We start from the raw sequence: 1,337 nt of genomic DNA on the forward strand, positions 1-1,337 counted from the left end.
ACATTGTTGAACTCGCAGAATCCACCGGCTTCGCCATCGAAGCGCAGCACGTGGATATGTGTGGCATCGTCGGCGAGCAGCGTTTCGAGTTCCGCCCCGGGCATCCGCAGCCGCTGGTCCCATTGCACCGGTCCGCCAACCGCGCGGTAGAGATCGAGATAGCTGGAAGGATCGAGCCTTTCGCGCGCCACGATGGCGCCGGGCAAAGGTGACGTACGCGGCGCGCCCCGGGGCGGCGGGGACATCTCCATGTAGGTGACGAGAAGATCGACCATTGTCAGGCGGGGAGCGAGCGCGCTCAGAGCGGGTATTCGGCGTAGAATTCGAGCACGCGCTGCTTGAAGCTCTTGTCGCCGACGGCGAGCATATGGTCGCGTCCCTCGATGTGGAACGCCCTGGCATTGGGCATCAGGGCGGCGAGTTCGTCCGGCGAGCCGCCGATATCGTCCTGGGTGCCGACCGCGATCAGCGTCGGCTGGGCGATGCGCGCCATGTCGTCCTCGCTGAGCAGCTCGCGCGAAGTTGCGATGCACGCCGCGAGCGCGCGCCTGTCGCTGCGCGTCTGGTCTGCGAAGGCGCGGAAAGAGCGGCCGCGCGGATGCGTGTTTTGCGACGGGTCTTCCGCCAACAGCGCCGCCGCGATCGGGTCCCAGTCGCCGACGCCGTCGACCATGCCGATGCCGAGGCCACCGAACACCAGCGTCGCGACCTTCTGCGGGTCGGAAAGCGCCAGGAAGGCCGAAACCCGCGCGCCCATCGAATAACCCATGACATGGGCACGTTCGATGCCGAGGTGATCGAGCAGCGCGGCCGCATCGGAAGCCATCTTGGCCGGCGTGTAATCGGCCTCGTCGTAACTCTTTGACGACGAGCCATGGCCGCGATTGTCGAAGGCAATCGCCCGGTAACCGGCGTCGTTCAGCGTCTTGAACCAGCCCGGCGAGACCCAATTGACATAGTGGCTGGAGGCAAAGCCATGGATCATCATAACGGGGTCGAACTGCCCCGACGCCGGCTGGCGATCGAGATAGGCGAGTTCAAAACCGTCATGCGAAAGGAATTGCATCGGCAGAAACTGCTTTTCAGTTGGATCCGGCGCCGATGGCCGGATGGCGCAAAAAATCGCCTTCCTTGATGCCGTCCCTGGCGGCGGTGCCTGCCTTCAACTCAAGCACGAAGCGCACGGGCTGTCCGGGTGAGATGATCGCCTCGGACTCGGGCTCGCCGCGCTTGATCGCCTTGATCCGGCCGTCCTCGCCGACAAACACGAGGTCGAGAGCCATCGGCGTGTTCTTCATCCAGAAATCCACCTCATCGGTTCTGTCGAAGACGAACAA

At 64.1% G+C, this 1,337-nt stretch carries 2 protein-coding genes and 1 pseudogene; all 3 read right to left on the reverse strand.

The window, feature by feature from the left end; genetic code table 11:
- A pseudogene (locus EOA27_RS36710) lies at nucleotides 1–275 on the reverse strand (GNAT family N-acetyltransferase); the annotation flags it as partial.
- A 23-nt stretch (nucleotides 276–298) separates the two neighbouring features.
- Nucleotides 299–1,066 (reverse strand): alpha/beta hydrolase, encoded by a 768-nt coding sequence (locus tag EOA27_RS36715; RefSeq protein WP_126082433.1) that lies wholly within the window; start codon nucleotides 1,064–1,066, stop codon nucleotides 299–301.
- A 16-nt stretch (nucleotides 1,067–1,082) separates the two neighbouring features.
- Nucleotides 1,083–1,337 (reverse strand): DUF192 domain-containing protein (locus EOA27_RS36720; RefSeq protein ID WP_145970839.1); only part of this gene is annotated, 255 nt, incomplete at its 5' end.

Origin of the sequence: Mesorhizobium sp. M2A.F.Ca.ET.037.01.1.1 (genome assembly GCF_003998075.1) — a bacterium.
In the GTDB taxonomy this organism is placed as follows: domain Bacteria; phylum Pseudomonadota; class Alphaproteobacteria; order Rhizobiales; family Rhizobiaceae; genus Mesorhizobium.